A 19025-nucleotide genomic window follows, 5' to 3' on the forward strand; every position below is an offset into this window, starting at 1 on the left:
AAAAGCCCTAGGAACCAATAAATATAAAAATCCCGTGCAGTTCAATAACTACACGGGATTATTTTTATCAGATGATATCGCCTATCTTACTTAGCGAACTCTTCACCTAGAGCAATATCTGATTTTAGTGTATCTAGCATGCTATCAAACGCTTGTTGTTCAAATGCACTTAACTCACCAAAGCTTAGAATTTCTTCTACGCCTTCTTTACCTAAACGAATAGGTTGCGCGAAGAAACGTGCGTGTTCGCCATCACCTTCAACGTAAGCACATTCCACAATTCCTTGCTCGCCGTTCAGTGCTTTGACTAAAGACAAACCAAAACGGTAAGCTGCTTGGCCCATAGAAAGCGTTGCAGAGCCACCGCCCGCTTTAGCTTCTACTACTTCTGTACCTGCGTTTTGAATACGCTTAGTTAGAGAAGCTAGCTCATCATCAGAGAATTCCACGCCTTTTACTTGAGAAAGTAGAGGTAGGATCGTCACACCAGAGTGACCACCGATAACCGGAACTTCTAAACCATCAAGTGAAACACCTTTCAATTCAGAAACAAAAGTCTCAGAACGAATCACATCGAGTGTAGTAATACCAAATAAGCGATTCTTATTGTAAACACCCGCTTTTTTCAATACTTCAGCGGCAATTGGCACGGTTGTATTAACTGGGTTAGTAATAATACCAACACACGCAGTTGGACAAGTATTCGCAATTTTTTCAGCTAGAGACTTAATGATCCCAGCATTAACATTGAAAAGATCCGAGCGATCCATGCCAGGTTTACGTGCAACACCGGCAGAAATAAGCACTACGTCAGCGCCTTCTAATGCTGGAGTTGGATCTTCACCTGCATAACCTTTGATCGAAACAGGCGTTGGGATATGACTTAAATCAGCAGCAACCCCTGGTGTAACTGGAGCAATATCGTATAAAGCAAGATCTGATCCTGCAGGAAGTCCGTTTTTCAGCAATAAAGCAAGTGCTTGACCAATACCACCAGCAGCACCAATTACAGCTACTTTCATGAGCCTTTCTCCTTCGAAAAATTTGATTATTTTTTTACATTATTTAGGTCTGAGTTTAAGGAGTTGGAACGACACTCCCTAAGAAATTTTTAGGGCCTAATTTTAATACCTTCGAAAGTACAATAAGTCGAATATAATTACAATTATTCAACATCAGCTTTGCGATATTGCACTCATCCCTTGTTAAATTACATATAAAATCAATAACTAAATTAAAAGCTCAAACCAAAGTAAGGCCCTTTCATCAATGCTTCCGACATAAAAAAACAACATTACATTCACAATATTTTTTTATTGAAAACTTGACCTAATCGTTTGGTGATTACTGAGCATCTATGCGAAAATATTGAAATTATATGTACCATTAAAAGAATCCATTATGCGAAATAGTGACAAACAAGATAATTTAGTCCGCTCTTTTAAAGCTTTATTAAAAGAAGAATGTTTTGGCTCTCAAGGCGAGATTGTTGATGCACTGAGAGAAGAAGGCTTTGAAAATATCAATCAATCCAAAGTCTCTCGTATGCTGACGAAGTTTGGTGCGGTAAGAACGCGTAATGCGAAAATGGAAATGGTGTATTGCTTACCGGCTGAATTAGGTGTCCCTACTGCCTCAAGCTCTTTACGCGAACTAGTGCTCGATGTTGGTCATAACGATGCTTTAGTTGTGATTCATACCGGTCCGGGAGCGGCCCAGTTGATAGCTCGTTTGCTTGACTCTCTAGGCAAATCAGAAGGCATTCTTGGAGTCGTTGCGGGGGATGATACAATTTTCATTACACCGACCTTAAATATTAGTACCAAGCAACTATTCGATTCTGTGTGCGAGTTATTTGAATACGCAGGTTAAGGCATAAAACTCCCTTCTCGCTAGGCGTTCTTTTGAGCTTTTTACTCACTAGTCGTGAACGCCTTCTCACTTTTTATATAATTTTCAATAATTATCTATCTTTATAACCCTTATTGTTAGTATGTTTATTAACAACTTATCAACCTCTCACATATTGTTGATATACAATGGCAAGGATCGCCATTTCTCGTTTTATTAGCATTAAGGATTATGCTATGACTGCCTCAGCCCTCCATTTTCATCGTTTTTTATCTCACCGTCTCCATAAAATCTTACTGGCTTGCCTATTGGTTATCTCAACCACAACGGTAAAAGCAGAAGAGAATAAAAGCTATATCACTATTGCCACTGGAGCAGTAACAGGGGTTTATTACCCTGCTGGTAGCTCTATATGTAAGTTAATCAATAAAGGGCGTTTACAGCATAATATTCGCTGTTCAGTCGAGCCTTCAGCAGGCTCTGTTGATAATATTGATCAAGTGAGATTAGGTAAGAATGATTTAGGGATCACTCAATCAGATTGGCAATACTTTGCCTATCAAGGTAGTAAAGAATTTACCCCTAAAGCGCCTTATACCAATATGCGCGCGCTCTTCTCTTTGCACAATGAACCGTTTAATCTCATCGTCCGCAAAGATTCAAATATCAAAAATGTCGCGAATTTAGTCAATAAAAGAGTCAACATTGGTAATAAAGGATCGGGTGATCGAGCAACTATGAATAAGATCATGCAGCAATTTGGCTGGTCACCAAAAAGCTTCTCGCGGGCAACTGAATTTACCGGGGCAAGCCGAGCTCAAGCGTTGTGCGATAATCAAATTGATGCTTTTGTTTCCATTTTAGGTAACCCTAATGCTTCGATAAAAGAAGCGACAACCTCTTGTCAGGCCAAGTTAATTCCAGTGATTGGCTCTAAAATCGATAGCTTAGTCGATAGCACCCCTTACTATGCCACTACGATCATTCCGGCAAACCTATACCCAAACAACGATCAGAACATCAAAACCTTCGGCACTCTATCGGTTGTATTTACCGATAAACGAATGTCCGACGAACTTGCTTATAACATCACCAAGGCAGTATTTGAGAACCTTAATACTTTTAAGCGCCTACACCCTGCTTTTGCGATGTTAAAGAAAGAACATATGATCAAAGATGGTATATCCGCGCCACTACATCCGGGCGCAATTCGTTATTATAAAGAAGTCGGCTTATTACCTTAAAAAAATAAGCAGGGTAAGTTAACAGACTCGATTCTGCTCCACACCTTGTTGGTATTTTTCAATATTATCCATCAAGATATTACATAACGCTTGAATAGAAGAATGGCTCCCCCACGCGACATGAGGAGTGAGAAGTAAGTTTGGTAAGTCCATATTGGCGATAAGCGGATTCGACTCATCAGCAGGCTCTTGAGTAAATACATCACACCCTGCACCAGCAATTTGTTTGGCTTTTAATGCTTCCACCAAGTCTGACTCATTAACTAGCCCACCGCGACCGGCATTAATTAAAATTGCGCTCGGCTTCATCGCTGTCAATTCTGGCATCGCAATTAAATCTTGCGTGTCATCAGTAAGTGGACAATGCAAAGTCAACACATCAGCCGTTTCAAGGACTTTTTCAAACGCCATATAGCCAGGGCGCGCAGGTTTTACCCCTTTACGCTCCGCAAATACTACCTTCATGCCAATCGCTTTGGCTAACACGCCAACTGCTTGCCCTAGACTACCACTGCCAATGATCCCGATGGTTGAATCGGCCACATCAGTAATAGGATGAGTAAAGAAACAGAACTGCTTCTGTTTTTGCCATTCACCTGCGGCGATATCTTGATGGTACCCCACTAAATTACGCTTTAGCGCAAACATCATCGCCACCACATGTTCTGGCACAGAGCGCGTTCCATACCCTTGTACATTGGTTACTACTATTCCATGCTCTCGACAGTAGTCTAAATCAACGTTATTGGTTCCTGTCGCCGCGACCGCAATTAACTTGAGTTTCGGGGCTTGCTTTAGAATGCCTGCCGTTAATTGCACTTTATTGGTGATCACAATATCGGCCGATGCAATACGCTCTACCACCTTCTCCGCTGGCGTTAAATCAAACTGTTGCCATTGATGCTCAAAGGTTAAGTTTGGCACGCTAATATGTTCAGGAATGGTGGCGTGATCTAAAAAAACCACCGTTGGTTTACTAGGTAAATGAGTAGGAGGGATCGACATGTAAAATCCTTTTCGGCCTGAAAATAAAATATACCCACGGGATAAGTTACTCGGGAATACCCCTACGACGATACCAAAGTTTTATAATCTGGCAACTCAGGTTCAGCGTTAAAGTGTTGCAAAATTTGCGCTTTTACGTCGGGATAAAAATCACAATCAACAAACGCCGTCGCTAATTGATTGTCTTTCGGATGATAAAAACTCAATTCAGTCGAGTGTAATTGTAATCTTGTTGAGTACTCAAACGCCTCTTGAGCCGCATAGAATTCATCGCCAATAATCGGGTTACCTAGCGCCATCATGTGTACCCGAAGCTGGTGTGATCGCCCCGTGATCGGCAGTAGACGAACGACGGTAGTCTGCTCTTCTCGCGCCACCACTTGATAACGTGTTAAAGAAGGCTTGCCATCTTGGTGACAGACTTTTTGTCGCGGGCGATTAGGCCAATCACAAATCAGCGGTAAATCAATCTCACCTTGGTCGTGCTCAACCCTTCCCCATACGCGCGCATAATAAATTTTATGAGTGAGGCGATACTGGAATTGCTTCTTAAGATGGCGTTCCGCTTCTTTAGTTAAAGCAAATAACATCAAACCAGAAGTCGCCATATCCAAGCGATGCACCACTTCAATATTTGGATAAGTCTCACGTAAACGACTCCAAATACTATCGTAATGCTCAGCCAAGCGCCCCGGAACAGACAACAAACCTGCTGGTTTATTCGCCACCAAAATATGTTCATCTTGATAGACGATATCCGTCCAAGGATCAATGGGTGGGAGGTATTCAAGTAGGGCCATAGAAAAACAAGTTCCTAGTTTAGAGTTCCTAGTTTAGAGTTCCTAGTTTCAAGTCCCTAGTCCCTAGTCCCTAGTCCCTAGGAAATAGTTCAAGGAAGAATATTTAAGATAGAAAACTAGAAAATAAAATACATAAAAACATCCCCGTTCCTAGAAATTAACCTCTAGGGACTAAAAACTAGGAACTAGGGACTGCTTTTTTTACTGATGAGCAACCACGATCAAACGTAGAGAATCGAGCTGTAGCTGAGCGGTTTCGATGTAACCAGACAGCGTTTCGATTTGCGTTTCAATCGCGCTAATTTCTTCATCACGAATGTTTGGATTGACGGCTTTAAGTGCCAATAAACGTTCTAATTCAGAGTTAAGCTTTTGCTGCATCTCAGATTTCGCGGTTTGACGCACTTCATCCAGTTTAGGTAAAACGGCTTGCTCAGCACTTTCAATTAAACTATGGATTTGATCTTGCACCGAACTGGCCACTTTACTCGCCATATGACGGTTAATCGGGCTAAGTTGGCGGTTAAATGTGTCAAATGGTACTTGCTCTGAAAGTTCGTTACCTTTGGCATCCATCAATAAACGAATTGGCGTTTTTGGCAAGAATTGGTTAATGCCACTGCGTTTTGGCGCTTGAGCATCCACTAAATACACTAGCTCTAAGAACATAGTGCCAACCGGTAGCGCTTTGTTTTTCAATAACGAAACCGCATTAGTACCCACATTCTCGCTAAGCAGTAGATCTATACCACCTTGGATCATTGGGTGCTCCCAACTCATAAAGTTCATATCTTCACGAGAAAGTGCAGTGTCGCGATCAAACGTGATAGTCGCACCTTCATACGGCAGCCCTGGGTAGCTTGGCACCATCATGTGTTCTGATGGCGTCACCACTAGGGCATTTTCACCTTTGTCATCTTGGTTCAAACCTATGGTATCAAACAGGCCAAGAGCAAAGGTCACAAGATTGGTGTCATTATCACCAGCTGCGATAGTTTCAGTGATTTTTTGTGCTTTTTCGCCACCGTTCGAGTGAATTTCTAGCAAACGGTCACGACCTTGTTCTAATTTCGATTTCAGCTGTTTATTAAGCGTTGCCGATTGCTCGACTAAATGATCCAATTCACTCATGTCGCCCGAGGCTAGCATGGCAATTAAGTTGGCAGAATATTCATCATACACCGCACGGCCTGTCGGGCAGGTTTCTGCAAATGCATTCAAGCCTTGGTGATACCAATGAGCCAAAATTGATTGCGCTGAATTTTCTAAATGCGGAACGAAAATTTCAATATCGCGAGTTTGTCCAATACGGTCTAAACGGCCGATACGTTGTTCTAGTAGGTCTGGGTTGAATGGCAAGTCGAACATCACTAACTGATTGGCAAACTGGAAGTTACGTCCTTCAGAGCCTATTTCAGAACAGATCAGTACCTGCGCACCACCTTCTTCTTGAGCAAAGTAAGCAGCCGCTTTATCACGCTCAAGAATCGACATACCTTCATGGAATACTGTGGCACGAATACCTTCACGCTCACGCAAAGCTTGCTCTAGTTGCAAGGCAGTAGAAGAGCGAGATGCGATCACTAAGATCTTTTCAGAGCGTTTTTCTAGTACTTTATCGATAAGCCAAGTTACGCGAGGATCGAACGTCCACCATGAGGTTTTATCGCCTTCAAGATCTTGTAAGATTTCTTCTGGGTATAAGTTTTTCAACGCTTGGGTTTGCTCAGGTAGTTCGCCATCCATCATCTTAGAAACACGCATTGCTCGAGTGTATTGCTCTGGCATTGGCATTTCTAACATGTGTACGTGGCGCTCAGGAAAACCTTGGATCGCAGCACGAGTATTACGGAACAATATGCGCCCAGTACCATGACGATCCATTAAGTTATCAATCAATTCTTGGCGGGCTAAGGTTTTCTGCTCAATATCAAATTCAGCTTGTGAGCTACAACCATCTAAAATTCTAAATAGCGGCTCGGCATCTTGTTCTGATAACAACTCTGTGATGCTATTTTTTTGATCGTTAGTCAGCGGCTGACCAGATTCTAAGCTTGCGACCGCTTCGGCTACCGGTTCGTATTGCTGCTCTTCTTTCACAAAAGTTGGGTAGTCAAAAAAGCGGTCTGAATCAAGCAAGCGCAGTCGAGCAAAGTGACTTTCATGACCTAGCTGCTCAGGGGTTGCAGTAAGAAGAAGCACGCCAGCGATTCTTGCTGCTAAGCCTTCGATCATTTGATATTCACGGCTTGGTGCGTCAACACTCCACTCTAGGTGATGCGCTTCATCGACGACTAATAAATCCCAATCAGCGGCTAAGGCTTGATTGAAACGTTTTTCATTCTTTTTCAAAAAATCGAGTGAACATAGGACATATTGCTGAGTATCAAATGGATTCAAAGCATCAGCTTGTGACTCCAGGCAACGCTCTTCATCGAATACCGAAAAATGCAGATTAAAGCGACGCATCATCTCAACTAACCATTGATGTTGTAGCGTTTCCGGCACCACAATCAAAATTCGCTCAGAACGACCGGTTAATACTTGTTGGTGAATGATCATGCCCGCTTCAATGGTTTTACCTAGGCCTACTTCATCAGCGAGTAAAACGCGAGGCGCATGACGACGTCCCACTTCATGGGCAATATAAAGCTGATGCGGAATCAGGCCCGCGCGCATACCACAAAGGCCACGCATTGGGCTTTTATGCTGCTGATATTGATTGGTTAATGCGTTGTAGCGTAAGACAAAGTTATCCATACGATCAATTTGACCGGCAAACAATTTATCTTGAGGCTTATTAAAGCGAATTTGGTGATTTAAGAAAATCTCACGTAATACAACATCGCTTTCTTGGTTATCTTGGCGAGTACCGATATAACTGATCACATCATCTTGTACTTCGATATGCTCAACTTTTAAAGTCCACCCTTCTTGGCTTTCAATAACATCACCGACATTGAACACCACTCGAGTGATCGGCGCATCATTACGGGCATACAAACGGTTTTCTTCTGACGCAGCAAACATCAAGGTCACAGTACGAGCATCAAGCCCGACCACTGTCCCTAATCCTAAATCGCTTTCTGTATCACTAATCCAACGCTGACCTAACGCAAATGCCATGTAATCGACTACCTTATGAATCTAACTTTATTGAAATCTATTTTAGTGGTTTTTGATGAAATATTCTTCCCTCAAACCCCATTTAAATACGCTTTCCCGACAAGGAAAAAGCCGCACATCTTACTTGATGAGCCTAGATATATCATCCTGATTTGAAGTTAATTTTCGCCTTGACATAAAAGTGTCAATATTTGAGAGGTAAATTAGAGCTGAAAGTAAAAATCTTTCAATATACCCAAGTGACTTCAAGATGCAGAATTCAGAGCTATCATCCAGACCTTTAGGCAAGGAAGATTGGCGAAGGAATGTAAACACCTTTCAAACCAAACTGACGCGGCATAAAGGTTTGGATGAAGCTTCCAAAGGGCAAGTTAAAACAAGCTTTATGCTGCGTTAAACTGAACAGAGATAGAATCACTATGATCATATTCAATTTGCCTTGCCTAAAGCTTGTTTTATTCTTGCTGAAACTCGCATCCTGAAGTTACTTGGGTATACTTAACATAAGCATTCAGATAGTTTTGTATTAAAAAGCTATCGTTGCTTATCCATAAAAAGGGTTTGATCGTTATGTAGCAGCACGCTACCGACACTCTCGATAGCGAAAATAGGAACAGGATGTTCCCAGCTGCCTCTATAGCAATCAAACATTGCTAGCCTTCCGCACCGCGGAACAAGGAGACGCTATGGGCTCGACCGACAGAACGCTAACTAGCGCAATATCATCAACACGCCATACATCACACGATAAATCATCGCGAAAAATCTTTGTCCTTGATACCAACATCCTACTCCACGAACCCCACGCCATATACTCATTCCAAGAACACGATGTCGTCATTCCAATGACAGTATTAGAAGAACTTGATCGCATCAAAGACAGCAAACGTGATGTTGCCCGAGATGCCCGAGTCGCCATTCGAGCCCTAGAAGCGATTTTCCACGATGCAACGCCCGATGAAATATCCCAAGGCATTCCTTTTGCTAAGGATAATCAAGCCACTGGCACCATTTCAATTCTGGCCGATTTTGATATCCAAGATAGTGATAAAGCCTTTGCCGATAAAGCAGGCGACAACCGCATTTTAAATGGCGTGATTGCTCTGCAAAACCGTCGCGCACCGCGAGAAGTCGTATTGATCACCAAAGATATCAATATGCGCTTACGAGCCAAAGGCGCAGGAGTTCAATATGTTGAAGACTACCGAACCGACCAATTAATTGATGATGTGCAGTTCCTAACCAAGGGCTTTAATGAATACCAAGGCAGCTTTTGGGATAACTTTAAACAAGTAGAAAGCCACAACTGCGGCAGTAAAACTTTTCATACCGTTGATCGAGAAGGCTTAGAGCCAACCTTTATTAATCAATATATTATCGATGAAGATACCGACTTTGCTGGCCGTGTTGAAGAGCTGCATCCGACAAGTGCCAAAATTAAAGACCTTAGCCGAGAACGGCTGATGCACCGACATGCTTGGGATATTTATCCGAAAAATGTCTATCAAGGAATGGCGATGGATGCCTTGCTTGATCCCGAAATTGATTTGGTGATTTTAACCGGCGCAGCGGGTAGTGGTAAAACCATGCTTGCCATGGCAGCGGCGTTAGAGATGACCATCGAGAAAAAAATGTTCGATAAGATTATTGTCACTCGTAATACCCCCGATATCGGTGAAGCCATTGGTTTCTTACCCGGCACGGAAGAAGAAAAAATGATGCCTTGGCTGGCGGCGATTACCGACACGCTAGAAGCGCTGCATAAAAACGATCACTGCACTGAAGGCTCATTAAAGTACATTTGTGATAAAGCCAATATTCAATTCAAATCCATCAACTTTATGCGTGGTCGTTCGATTCAAAATGCCTTCGTATTACTGGATGAATGCCAAAACCTGACCGCTTCGCAAATAAAAACCATCATTACTCGTTGTGGTGAAGGCACCAAAATTGTCTGCTCGGGTAACCTAGCGCAAATCGACTCCACTTACTTAACGCCTGTAACCTCTGGGTTAACTTACATGGTTGAACGTTTTAAAAACTTCGAAGGTAGTGCCAATATTCACTTAAATGGCGTGGTTCGTAGCCGTTTAGCGGAGTTCGCTGAAGAAAACCTATAACCACTCAAAAAAAGGAAATAATAGCAATCAAGGTGCACACAGTGTGCCTTGATTGTCTAGTGAATAACTTAGAATTGATTATTATTAAACTTTATTTTATAAAACTAAAAAATATTAGCATCGAAATATCATCAACTATAGAATCCCCCTCCCTCTGCCAATATCACACGGACTGCTACATAAAACGGACTAGAATATAAAAATAAAGGCAGCTTTAATTTCGGAGGAATTATGTCTACTGATATACGTTTTATTCTCAAAGGGCTTGGCCAATTTCTATTACTTGCTTTGCTTGTTACTTTACCAGTTGCCACTCTTAGTTATGATCTGATTTATCTCAAACATGGGATTGGTGAAACATCACTAACAGAATACTTTCAGGAGTTGATTCTTTTTCTTACCGCTCTCTCCTTTGGCTATGTAACCTATAAGGAAACTTCTACCCGACACTTTTGTACTCTGGTTACTGGCTTTTTTAGCTGCATGTTCATCCGTGAATTAGACGGGTTATTTGATCTGGTTTTTCATGGTTTCTGGATCGTTCCCGCATTATTGGTAGCAATTTCAGCGATTGCTTATGCCTCTAGAGATATTAAGCAAACTATTTATACCTTTGCTCATTTCACCCAAAACCGTAACTTTTTTTCCTTATGCTTAGGTATGGCACTACTTCTAGTATTTTCTCGTTTATTCGGTATGGGCCATTTTTGGCAAGGTATTCTTGGGCCAGATTACGATCGGGTGATCAAACGTGTAGTAGAGGAAGGGTTAGAAGTATTAGCTTACGTAGTTATTTTTTATTCTGCCATAGGCTATCTACAAGGCTTTTTAGCTTGGCGTAAATACCGTCTTGTTGATGAAAACTACGCTCAATTTATCGGTAAGCGTGATCAATTTTTCATCGATAGATTAACGAAGAAATAATCCCTATAAAAATTACCTAATTGATCTCATATTAAAATAGTAAGGCCCTGATATAACTTACGTCAAGGCCTTACTAATTTGTACTTGGCAGTCATTTTTATAGAAACTGTCATTATCTAGCTCAGAATTAGTTCCCACTCGCTTTAAGAAATGCTTTTAAATGAGCGTTACTACTTTCTTGGGTTAACTGTGATATTTGATCGCACTCTGTCACTTGTCCTTGCTCCATAAAGGCAAAATGGCTACCTATCGATTTAGCATCTGACAAATGATGCGTCACCATCAATACGGTGATATTGCGCTCTTTGGCTAGGCTTGCCACCAGCGACAACATCTCTTGACGTAAAATCGGGTCTAACGCTGAAAAAGGCTCGTCCAACAACCAAATAGAATGTGGCTGTACAAAGCATCTTGCCAGTGCGACGCGTTGCCGCTGTCCGCCCGATAACTGCTCTGGCAGGCGATCTAACAGTTCAACAATACCAACTTGCTGGGCGGCTTGTTCCACTTGTTGTTTTTGTTGGCTAGTTAATTTCAAGCCCGGATGTAAACCGAGTCCAATATTTTGTCTTACCGTTAAATGGCTGAATAAATTATGCTCTTGAAACAACATTGCCAGTGGCCTTTGGTGAGGCTGCAAACCAACCACAGATACCCCATCGACGTTAATCTTCCCTTGTTTAGGTTCAATAAAACCGGCGATTAAACTGAGTAAGGTTGATTTGCCAGAGCCACTAGGCCCCATCAAAGCCATAATCGAGCCACGCTCTACCTGTAAGTCAAAATAAAAGGTTTCACTTTGATAATCATAAATGACTTGTTGGATATCAATGGCACAATCAGACATGGTAATTCTTCTTCATAATTAACGGCTACTTCGTTTAAACACGACATCAATCAAGCTAAAACAGATAACACTAAACACCAATAAACACAGAGAGACCATCGCCGCCGCAGGCATTTGATAGCTTCCCAGTAGTTGAAATAAATACAAAGGCAACGTAGTGAAAGATTGGTTACCAAATAGTGCTACGGCGCTTAAATCGCCCATCGAGAACATAAAGCTAATCGCAAAGGCGTGAGCTATTGGTTTATTCAGCGCTTTCCACTCAACCATTTTAAAACGAGTCCAACCTGTCATCCCTAGGCTTTGACATAAAAATTGATATTGCTGGGCAGTTTGCAACATAGGCTGCGACAAAGTTTTGATTATGTAAGGCAACGCCATTAAACCATTCACTAAAATCACCATCACAAAAGCAAGGCTGAATACATCAACTTGATTACGCAGCAATAAAAATAGACCTGTACTAATCACAATTCCCGGCGTCACTAAAATAATCGTACCCATCAATTCTAAACGCCCTGCCCAGTGACTACGCCCTTTCAAATGCCAAGCGCGACTGGTAAATAAAATCGCGATGCCCATCACCAAGGCAAGCGAACTGGCTAATGTTGCGACTTTCAACGAAGCCATCAACGCCTGCCAAAACTTAGCATCTTGCAGCACAATCAAGGATTGAAGATTCAAACCTTGCCATATCACCATCAATAAAGGCGGCAACACAAGCAACATTGCCGCTATGATCCAAATGCTATCCCAAACTTTCGCTAAGCGAGAATCTGACCACACCGGTAACACTTGTTGGCTAGACTGAGTCGAAGCTGGCAAGGTTTTCGCTAAACGCAATAATAGTAAACTTAATCCACCACATAGCAGCATTTGCCATAACGCGAGAATCGCGCCAGCTTGTAGGTCAAAATCAAACTTAATTGCTTGGTAGATAGCCAGCTCAATCGTGGTCGACTTAGGCCCACCGCCTAATGCCATAACCGTCGAAAAGCTAGTAAAGCACAGCATAAACACTAGACCAGCGACATGTGGAAGTTGCTGCCTCATACGGGGCCATTCAACTTGGCGAAACTTCTGCCATCCATTCATTCCCAAGTGAGCGCACAATTTATGTTGCTCATTAGGAATCGACACTAAAGCATGCAATAACAAGCGACAGGCATAGGGTAAGTTGAAAAAGACATGAGCGACTAGAATGCCGCTTAGGCCGTAAATCGAAAAGGGTAAACGAGTATCAAAAGCTTTAAATAATCCAGCGACTAAACCACTATTACCTAAAATCGCTAAAATACCGAATACTCCTACCAACACTGGCAATACCAATGTCGAAGCAAACAGTTTCAATAATAGCGATTTGCCTATAAATTTTCGTCGAGATAACGCATGAGCAACCGGAATCGCTAAACCAACACTCAACAAAGTCGAAAAGAATGCCTGATAGAAGCTAAAGAAGGTGATATGCCGATAATAAGGATCGGATAAAATCCAAGCAAGATTCAGCGTTGGAGCGTGCTGAACTAGCGCTCCTATTGTTGCGCAGACAAACACGGCAATCGCCAGCGCAACCGCAATACCTAACTTAGGAACCGGAACATTAATCACGCTGGCATCCTATTAATATCCTTAAAAGCTACAAGAATATACTCAAAGTAATTGGAGTTGCAGTAAGGCGACAAGAGAATGAGGCCCCATGAGCATAGCTTGCCTATGTGATTGAGGCGAATGAACGCCGTCAACAAGGCTGCAGCTTCAAGTACGAAGAGTATAGTCATGGGGTTATTGCGACAAAGCAGTCTGCCACTCACGAGTCCAACCTTTCAGTTGCTTAGCAACGGTTTCTGGCTCTAACGACAACATCTTGCTTGGCACCGTTAATTGCTCATAACCTTTCGGCAGTTCAACATCGGTCACTGGGTACATCCAATTACCGGTTGCCATCACAGATTGGAAATCATCGGTTAAGATAAAATGCATAAACTCATCGGCTAATTTAGGATGCTTGGTACTTGCCACCTTAGCTGCCAATTCTATTTGTGCATATTGCCCTTCAGTAAAATCTGCCGCCGCATATTGGTCATCATTTTCAGCAATAATGTGATAAGCCGGAGAGGTACTATAGGACAGCACCATATCGCTCTCCCCTTTTAAGAACATAGGGTAAGAGTCTGACCAACCTTTGCTCACCGTAACGGTTTTATCGGCAATTTTTTGCCATGCTTGCGCCGCGTCATCACCATAAACCGCTTTCACCCATAACAATAAACCTTGGCCGGTAATCGAGGTGCGTGGATCTTGATAGATAATATTAAAATCATCACGCTCAACTAATTCTTTTAAGCTTTTTGGCGGGTTGTTCATTTTGGTTTTATTGTACACAAAGGCAAAGTAGCCGTAATCAAAAGGCACAAAATAAGGATTATTCCAACCACCGGGAATGGTGACTTGAGATGTATCAACATCATGTTTGGCAAGTAGTCCCGTTTGCTGAGCTTGCGCCATAATGTTGTTATTTAACCCCAGCACCACATCCGCTTTGGTATTGTTGCCTTCTAAACGAATACGACTTAACACTGAACCGCCATCATCCAAGGCAACAAAATTCAGATTGCAGCCACATTGGCTTTCAAAAGCTTGTTTGATTTTCGGACCTGGGCCCCAATCGGAAGTAAAAGAGTCGTAAGTATAAACGGTTAAGGTAGGCTTTTGCTCCGCTAGCTCTGAATTAGCAAGCGCTGAAGTAGAAAAGGTCGCAGCACAAGAGAGAGCAAGAAAAGTAAGCGCTTTAGGTGTGAAGTTCACTAGATTAATCCTTATTTAGTGAGCGGCACAGGGAAAAGGAGGAGAAACCCACTCAATTCCTACGCCAGCATTATCTGGTTCAGGTCACGGGTGTTATCTCAGCCAAATCACATGATTCAGCACCCCGATGAGTTGTACAAATTATAAGATCTTAGGTAACGGTAAACGAGTCGTTATATTAGCTTAATATCAAAACTGTTAGCTAGAGCGTTGATCGTAGCCCCAACGAGGCACTAAACCTTGTTCAACACCTAAATGATCGAGAATTCTCGCCACCATAAAATCCACTAAATCTTCAATGGTTTTCGGTTGATGATAAAAGCCCGGTGCTGCCGGCATAATAGTGACGCCCATTTGCGATAGCTTATGCATATTCTCTAAATGCAAAGTCGAAAATGGCGTTTCACGTACCACCAGCAATAATTGGCCGCGTTCTTTCATCACCACATCGGCAGCACGTTCAATTAAATTATCCGACATGCCGTGAGCAATCGAAGCCACACTACCAGCAGAACATGGACACACCACCATTTGTTTTGGCGCAGCTGATCCCGAAGCAACTGGCGAAAACCAATCCTCTTTACCACATACGATTAACTTATCACTGCGGCATTTAAGGTGCTCAACCAAAGCTTTTTGCGCGGCTTCTGGGCCACTTGGTAACTTTAAACCATGCTCGGTTGCCATCACGACACGGGCCGCTGATGAGATCAACAAATAAACGGTGTAGTCCGCTGCCAGCAAACACTCTAATAGACGTAATCCATAGGGGGCGCCAGAAGCACCAGTGAAAGCTAGAGTGATTTTCTTTTCCACCAATTGAGACATATTCGCTTCCTCAATAGAGAGTGAGTTTACCAAATAAAAGGATCATAGTGATCTTTTTACCACCAATGATCTTTTTGCTTGCTATGATCTTTAGACTTATGGTGATCTTTTTACTACTTTTGCTGTAAAGCTTGTAATAACTTGGCGTGGATCCCTTCAAAGCCACCATTACTCATCACTAAGATCTGATCGCCCGTTTTTGCTTGAGCCACAATATATTCTACAAAGTTATCAATATTGTCATCAACATAACTTGGTTGAGGACACTGCTGTGCCACCTCTTCTACCGACCATTGAATATTGCTTGGTTGATATAAACAAACTTGATCAGCATGCTTAAAAGCGGCGGCTAAAGTTTGTTTATGCACACCCATTTTCATTGTGCTCGAACGAGGCTCAAACACCGCGATAATTTTGCTATCACCGACTTTATTACGTAAGCCTTCTAACGTGAGATCAATTGCGGTTGGGTGGTGAGCAAAATCGTCATAGACCTTAATGCCCTTCACTTCACCTTTAAGCTCTAAGCGGCGTTTGGTATTAATGAATTTACCCAATGCTTCACAAGCCAGATCAGGCGTGACACCAACATGACGCGCTGCGGCAATCGCCATTAATGCATTATTCACATTATGATCACCGACTAAATCCCACACCACATCACCGTGATGCTGGCCATCTAAATAAACTTGGAAGTGGCTACCATCTTTTTTTACTTTCTTAGCTTTCCAGTGACCATCGTCGCCAATATATTCTAATTCGCTCCAGCAACCGCGCTTGATGACATCTTGCAGGCCATCATCGTTACTTGGCGTCAAAATGCGACCATTACCCGGCACAGTACGAACTAAGTGATGGAATTGACGCTTGATCGCTTCAAGATCATCGAAAATGTCAGCATGATCGAACTCTAAATTATTCATAACCAGTGTTCGTGGGTGGTAGTGCACAAACTTAGAACGTTTATCGAAAAAAGCACTGTCATATTCGTCTGCTTCGACCACAAAAAACATGCTTTCGCCTAAACGAGCCGACACACCAAAGTTGCCCAATACGCCACCAACTAAAAATCCCGGTGCATAACCGCAATCTTCTAAGATCCAAGACAACATGCTCGAGGTGGTGGTTTTACCGTGGGTACCCGATACTGCTAATACCCAACGGTCATGCAATAAAAATTCTTGTAGCCACTGCGGACCTGAGGTGTATTTCAAATTGTTATTTAAAACATATTCAACACAAGGATTACCACGGCTCATCGCGTTACCAATCACCACGAGGTCGGGGGCTGGCTTCAGCTGAGAGGGGTCAAAACCTTCAATAATCTCAATACCTTGAGACTCAAGTAAAGTGCTCATTGGTGGGTAAACATTGGCATCACAGCCTGTCACTTTATGTCCTAATTGACGTGCTAAAACTGCCGCACCGCCCATGAAAGTGCCGCAAATACCAAGAATATGAATATGCATAACAGTGGTTCCAACCTCATTTAGGAGGCAAAAAAGTAATAAATATTTGAAACGTAAATAGTATCGTAAACCAAGTTAAAAGTATGGTTTGATTTAAGAGTATCGAACGACAAAACTTCAAATGTCACATTTGTGAAATTTCACAAGTTACTTCATTACCATAAAAAAGTTTATCCTTTTACAATGAGTTAGCCCTTAACACACCCGTAATAGGGGCATACTGCTTAACGACACAAAAGGATTAAACATGTCGACCATGCGTACACTTGGTGAATTTATTGTTGAAAATCAACACCACTTCCCTCACGCCAGTGGAGATTTATCTTCTCTACTCGGTTCCATTAAATTGGCGGCTAAAATAGTCAATAGGGAAATCAATAAAGCCGGACTGGTTGATATTACTGGCTCGGTGGGCGCTGAGAATGTTCAAGGAGAAGAACAACAAAAACTCGATTTATATGCCAATGACAAATTTAAAGCGGCGCTAGAAGCTCGCGATCAAGTTTGTGGTGTTGCCAGTGAAGAAGAAGATGAAGCCGTCGCCTTTAATAAAGATCTCAATAAAAATGCCAAGTATGTCGTGCTAATGGATCCTCTCGATGGCTCATCTAATATTGATGTTAACGTGTCGGTCGGAACAATTTTCTCTATTTATCAACGTGTCTCTCCAATCGGTACGCCGCCAACTGAAGAAGATTTCTTACAGCCCGGTCATAAGCAAGTGGCGGCCGGTTATATCATTTACGGTTCATCCACCATGTTGGTTTACACCACGGGTAACGGCGTGCATGGATTTACTTACGATCCATCGCTAGGGGTATTTTGCCTATCGCATGAACAGATGGTGATCCCACAATCTGGCACCATTTATTCAATCAATGAAGGCAACTACATTCGCTTCCCAACCGGCATCAAAAAATACATCAAATACTGCCAAGAAAATGTACCAGAAGATAAACGTCCTTATACCTCTCGTTACATTGGCTCTTTAGTGGCTGATTTTCACCGCAACTTATTAAAAGGAGGGGTCTACCTTTATCCAAGCACTGAAAGTCATCCAAATGGTAAATTACGCTTATTATATGAATGCAACCCGATGGCCTTTTTGATGGAACAAGCTGGCGGCAAAGCAAGCGACGGTAAAAATCGTATCTTAGATTTAAAACCAACCGAACTGCATCAGCGTGTTCCTTTTGTCGTTGGTTCACCATTAATGGTCGATAAAGTAGAAAGCTTTTTAGAACAATATCCAGAATAGCTCATTGCCTCAACTAACAATAAAGATAGGAGGAGCTTATTCCTCCTATCTTTTTCTCTTTTCGTTTATCACTTCGCTAGAATTTCCTTCGCATATTTCACTCAAGCCCTTTACAACCCCTTAACAAGTCACGTTATAATCAAAGCGTTAATTTCAAATCTAAGTTATCTCAAGATAGCCAAACATAGAAAGGAAGCCCAATGAGCTTGAATAATGTACCTGCTGGTAAATCACTACCAGACGATTTATATGTAGTGATCGAAATCCCTGCGAATGCAGACCCAATTAAGTATGAAGTCGATAAAGACAGTGGCGCAGTATTTGTTGATCGTTTTATGTCTGCGCCGATGTTCTACCCATGTAACTATGGCTATGTGAACGACACCCTATCTTTAGATGGCGACCCGGTCGATGTTTTGGTCCCTACACCATTTCCATTAATGCCAGGTTCAGTGATTCGTTGTCGCCCGGTTGGCGTATTAAAAATGACGGATGAGTCTGGTGAAGATGCCAAAGTGATTGCAGTACCACACAGCAAATTGTCTAAAGAGTACGAACACATTCAAGATATCAACGATGTACCTGAGTTACTGAAATCTCAAATCACACACTTCTTTGAGCGTTACAAAGATCTTGAAGAAGGTAAGTGGGTAAAAGTTGATGGTTGGGAAGATGTCGCGTCTGCACGTAAAGAGATTCTAGAATCTTACGAGCGCGCTCAGAAATAATAACCACTACTCATTTGAAC

At 42.2% G+C, this 19025-nt stretch carries 16 protein-coding genes and 1 riboswitch; of the genes, 6 read left to right on the top strand and 10 right to left on the bottom strand.

Annotated features, from left to right (window positions below; genetic code table 11):
• Positions 1-86: 86 nt before the first annotated feature.
• Positions 87-1022 carry a malate dehydrogenase gene (mdh, locus tag K358_RS0116635; RefSeq protein ID WP_027697876.1) on the bottom strand — a complete coding sequence of 312 codons (936 nt, stop codon included), beginning with the start codon at positions 1020-1022 and terminating at the stop codon, positions 87-89.
• Between the two features lie 379 nt (positions 1023-1401).
• Here mdh and argR point away from each other — a divergent pair, with 379 nt between their 5' ends.
• A complete protein-coding gene (argR, locus tag K358_RS0116640; RefSeq protein WP_027697877.1) occupies positions 1402-1872 on the top strand; it encodes a transcriptional regulator ArgR in 471 nt (156 codons plus the stop codon).
• Positions 1873-2087: 215 nt separating this feature from the next.
• Positions 2088-3095: a TAXI family TRAP transporter solute-binding subunit gene (locus K358_RS0116645; protein WP_051241353.1), complete on the top strand. Its 1008-nt coding sequence runs from the start codon at positions 2088-2090 to the stop codon at positions 3093-3095.
• Between the two features lie 18 nt (positions 3096-3113).
• Here K358_RS0116645 and K358_RS0116650 read toward each other — a convergent pair whose 3' ends face one another.
• The 4 genes from K358_RS0116650 to K358_RS19315 all read right to left on the bottom strand — a co-directional run bounded on the left by K358_RS0116650 (position 3114) and on the right by K358_RS19315 (position 8453).
• The gene (locus K358_RS0116650; protein ID WP_027697879.1) at positions 3114-4100 is read right to left on the bottom strand and encodes a D-2-hydroxyacid dehydrogenase; all 987 of its coding nucleotides are present in this window, start codon (positions 4098-4100) and stop codon (positions 3114-3116) included.
• Positions 4101-4162: 62 nt separating this feature from the next.
• On the bottom strand, positions 4163-4900 hold the full coding sequence (rluA, locus tag K358_RS0116655; RefSeq protein WP_027697880.1) for a bifunctional tRNA pseudouridine(32) synthase/23S rRNA pseudouridine(746) synthase RluA: 738 nt from the start codon (positions 4898-4900) through the stop codon (positions 4163-4165).
• Between the two features lie 201 nt (positions 4901-5101).
• Positions 5102-8026, bottom strand: coding sequence for an RNA polymerase-associated protein RapA (gene rapA, locus K358_RS0116660; protein WP_027697881.1), 2925 nt, complete (start codon positions 8024-8026; stop codon positions 5102-5104).
• 280 nt (positions 8027-8306) lie between these two features.
• Entirely contained in the window at positions 8307-8453 is a 147-nt protein-coding gene (locus tag K358_RS19315) for a hypothetical protein (protein WP_156888758.1), read from the bottom strand.
• 259 nt (positions 8454-8712) lie between these two features.
• Here K358_RS19315 and K358_RS0116670 point away from each other — a divergent pair, with 259 nt between their 5' ends.
• Entirely contained in the window at positions 8713-10146 is a 1434-nt protein-coding gene (locus K358_RS0116670; protein WP_083962849.1) for a PhoH family protein, read from the top strand.
• Positions 10147-10377: 231 nt separating this feature from the next.
• Positions 10378-11070 carry a hypothetical protein gene (locus tag K358_RS18685; RefSeq protein WP_051241354.1) on the top strand — a complete coding sequence of 231 codons (693 nt, stop codon included), beginning with the start codon at positions 10378-10380 and terminating at the stop codon, positions 11068-11070.
• Between the two features lie 127 nt (positions 11071-11197).
• Here K358_RS18685 and thiQ read toward each other — a convergent pair whose 3' ends face one another.
• The 5 genes from thiQ to mpl all read right to left on the bottom strand — a co-directional run bounded on the left by thiQ (position 11198) and on the right by mpl (position 17019).
• A complete protein-coding gene (gene thiQ, locus K358_RS0116680; protein WP_027697883.1) occupies positions 11198-11917 on the bottom strand; it encodes a thiamine ABC transporter ATP-binding protein in 720 nt (239 codons plus the stop codon).
• An 18-nt stretch (positions 11918-11935) separates the two neighbouring features.
• Positions 11936-13525, bottom strand: coding sequence for a thiamine/thiamine pyrophosphate ABC transporter permease ThiP (gene thiP / locus K358_RS0116685; RefSeq protein ID WP_425315039.1), 1590 nt, complete (start codon positions 13523-13525; stop codon positions 11936-11938).
• A gap of 174 nt (positions 13526-13699) precedes the next feature.
• A complete protein-coding gene (thiB, locus tag K358_RS0116690; protein WP_027697885.1) occupies positions 13700-14722 on the bottom strand; it encodes a thiamine ABC transporter substrate binding subunit in 1023 nt (340 codons plus the stop codon).
• Positions 14723-14761: 39 nt separating this feature from the next.
• A riboswitch (TPP riboswitch) is annotated at positions 14762-14859 on the bottom strand.
• Between the two features lie 61 nt (positions 14860-14920).
• Positions 14921-15550: a flavin prenyltransferase UbiX gene (locus K358_RS0116695; protein ID WP_027697886.1), complete on the bottom strand. Its 630-nt coding sequence runs from the start codon at positions 15548-15550 to the stop codon at positions 14921-14923.
• A 113-nt stretch (positions 15551-15663) separates the two neighbouring features.
• Positions 15664-17019 carry a UDP-N-acetylmuramate:L-alanyl-gamma-D-glutamyl-meso-diaminopimelate ligase gene (mpl, locus tag K358_RS0116700; RefSeq protein ID WP_027697887.1) on the bottom strand — a complete coding sequence of 452 codons (1356 nt, stop codon included), beginning with the start codon at positions 17017-17019 and terminating at the stop codon, positions 15664-15666.
• 247 nt (positions 17020-17266) lie between these two features.
• On the opposite strand from mpl, the gene fbp reads away from it, so the two are divergent.
• Both fbp and ppa read left to right on the top strand, forming a co-directional pair.
• Complete coding sequence (gene fbp, locus K358_RS0116705; RefSeq protein WP_027697888.1) at positions 17267-18277, top strand: class 1 fructose-bisphosphatase; 1011 nt, start codon at positions 17267-17269, stop codon at positions 18275-18277.
• 200 nt (positions 18278-18477) lie between these two features.
• Positions 18478-19005, top strand: a complete 528-nt coding sequence (gene ppa / locus K358_RS0116710) for an inorganic diphosphatase (RefSeq protein WP_027697889.1) — start codon at positions 18478-18480, stop codon at positions 19003-19005.
• The last annotated feature ends 20 nt before the right edge of the window (positions 19006-19025 follow it).

The organism is Vibrio litoralis DSM 17657 (genome assembly GCF_000426765.1).
Lineage (GTDB): Bacteria > Pseudomonadota > Gammaproteobacteria > Enterobacterales > Vibrionaceae > Vibrio > Vibrio litoralis.